The 2,357-nt window shown below is 68.4% G+C and carries 3 protein-coding genes; all 3 read right to left on the minus strand.

The annotated features are described in order from the left end of the window. Positions 1-152: 152 nt before the first annotated feature. Complete coding sequence (locus IH13_RS0118895; protein ID WP_031085976.1) at positions 153-662, minus strand: P-loop NTPase family protein; 510 nt, start codon at positions 660-662, stop codon at positions 153-155. Between the two features lie 38 nt (positions 663-700). Then, positions 701-1,549, minus strand: coding sequence for an SDR family oxidoreductase (locus tag IH13_RS0118900; protein WP_031085978.1), 849 nt, complete (start codon positions 1,547-1,549; stop codon positions 701-703). Next, a partial coding sequence (locus tag IH13_RS0118905; protein WP_031085979.1) for a thiopeptide-type bacteriocin biosynthesis protein occupies positions 1,546-2,357 on the minus strand: 812 nt, incomplete at its 5' end. The genes IH13_RS0118905 and IH13_RS0118900, both read right to left, overlap by 4 nt.

Consider the following 2,357-nt stretch of genomic DNA (forward strand, 5'->3'; position numbering starts at 1 on the left):
CCGCTCGAGCTTCTACTACTGGCGCCGGACCGCCGTGGACCGGGCTGCCCGGCAGCCGCGAGGCGTGTCCGTACAGCTCCGGCTGCCGGGCGGGGTCCAGGAACGGGGTCGGACTTGTTCATGCCGCACCCCCGATTGGGGGCGCGGACCAGTCAGGACTGCTCGGCGGCGACCTTCCGCAGCCAGCGGCGCGTCTGACGCCGGTTGGCCAGCAGCACCACGTCGGTGCCGGAGCCGAACTCCTCGATCTTCGCCATCACGCGGGGCCGCATCTTGCGCCGGTACGTGGCGACGTACTTGATCACGCCCCAGTGGATGCGGTTGTGCACCCCGTTGCCCTTGTGCCCGGCCCCGTGCCGGATCTGTCGGGAGAGGATTCCGTACAGCGCCGCCACGGTCGACACGTCCATCAGGACCACCGTGTCGCAGGCTTCGAGCCGTACCTGCAGCGTCGAGTTGTAGTTGCCGTCGATCACCCACCGCGGCTGCGCGACCAGTTCGCGCTGGACGTCGCTGAACTTGTCCATGTGCGACGCGTTCCACTCGTCGTCGTAGAACGCAGCGTCCAGGTGTGTCACAGGGGCGTCGAGGATCCTGCCCAGCTCGCGGGCCACGTGGGACTTGCCACTGCCTCCGCAGCCGACGATGGCGACCTTCTTCATGGTGCTCCAGCGTAGAGATGGACTTCGCCGCAGTCTGGTCAGTCCTGTGCTTCACCCTCGTGCGCGACGAGGAATTCGTGCGCACCGCGCAGACGAGTGTTCAACAGGAGCTGAGTCGTCCGACTGTCCAGGCGCACGTCGAGTGGGCCGGGCAGCGTGCTCTCGGCGCGCAGGCCGGCGGCCAGACGGGCAGCGTCCAGGCCGTCGCGCCGTGCGATGAGAACGCCGAGCTCGTGGCGGCTGACAGCGTCGATACCTGCTGCGTGATGGACTCCCGCGGTGCCGTGCTCCGCGAGCTCCAGCAGCGCGGCAGCCAGGTCCGAGACGTGCACCGGGCAGCGGATGTCGTCGGTGAACAGGACCCCGTCGGTGGTGCCGGCGGCGAGCTGGTGCACCAAGTGCTCGTGCACGGAACGGTTGTGCCCGATGATCAGGGAGGTGCGGACGACGGCGGCCTGCGGGTGCAGCGTGAGAACCCCGGTCTCCGCAGCGGCCTTGGCAGCGCCGTACGGGGTGATGGGGTCCGGAGGACAGGTTTCGTCGTAGCGGGACCGGCTGATACCGGAGAACACCGCGTCGGTGGACACCTGCACGAGGTGGCTACCGTGCTGCTTCGCGATCATCGCGAGGCGGACGGGCGCCTGCGCCGTCGTCGCCCACTCGGCTCCCCCGCTCGATGCGTTGATGATCAGACGCGGGCGTACCTCGGCCACGACCTCAGCTATGCGGTCCGGGTCTCGCAGATCAACGGGGTACCACTCGGCGTCGGAGGTACTCGCCGGAACGGTCGAGTGGTAGGTCGCGGCCATGCGGTGCCCGGCCGCTCTCGCCTGCCTGATGAGTTCGGTCCCGAGGAACCCACTGCCGCCGACGATGAGTGTCGTCATGTGTCTTGGCTCTCCTTGTGGTCGACGCCGTGCAGGATGGCCGCCCTGGCTGCCCAGGCCAGGATGCTCTGCCCGCGCATGGACAGGCCGAGCCGGTTCCAGTGGAAGATCACGTGGTAGCTGAGGACCTGCCGTAGCCCGCGGTCGAGTGTTCCCTCCTGGACTCCGTGGGCGAGGGCCCGGCCGGTGTTACGGAAGGCTGCGGCCCATTCGGCGGCGGGGCCCAGAGCGCCCTCGGGGCGCAGCAAGGCGTCGCTGTCGGCGAGTAGCAGGGGACGGATCTGCTGGGCTCTGGCGTTGAGTTGTTCTGCCGGGACGTCGCTGATGGCTGAGCGGTGTTCCGTCGTGATGACGCGGTCCCAGACGTCGCCCTGTTCGTACCACTCCAGCCGGGCGGCGCGCATCATGATCGTGCACAGGAGCACGGACAATTCCCTGGGCCCGACGGCGAGGCCGCCGCGCCGGTGCAACTGCTGGATCTCGCGGCTGTCGGTGATGAACAGGGCGTGTGCGGCATCCATGCTGGTCTTTCCTCCGAACGCTGGAGTCTCCGGTTCGTAGATGCCGGGCCACCAGCGCCGTAGGTGTCCTTCGGTAACGAGGCGGTCGAGGGCGTCCCCTATGGTCGGCTTGGCGTCGACCGCAGGCTGGATTCGGAGGCGTAGGCGCCAGCAGGGGTGCTTTCTGGTGTACCACCAGCCGTTGATCGCTCCGGCGGTCTCCGCCTCGTGCAGAATGGGCAGGACGTGGGTGGTGAAGGTGGTGTCGGCATTCGGCAGGTCGGTGAAGTGGAGGTACGCCTGCCACC

This window comes from Streptomyces sp. NRRL WC-3549, from assembly GCF_000721935.1.
GTDB lineage: Bacteria > Actinomycetota > Actinomycetes > Streptomycetales > Streptomycetaceae > Streptomyces.

Excerpts from the sequence above, each read along its gene's own strand:
- IH13_RS0118895 (WP_031085976.1), bottom strand. The coding sequence starts at position 662 with ATGAAGAAGGTCGCCATCGTCGGCTGCGGAGGCAGTGGCAAGTCCCAC.
- IH13_RS0118900 (WP_031085978.1), bottom strand. The coding sequence starts at position 1,549 with ATGACGACACTCATCGTCGGCGGCAGTGGGTTCCTCGGGACCGAACTC.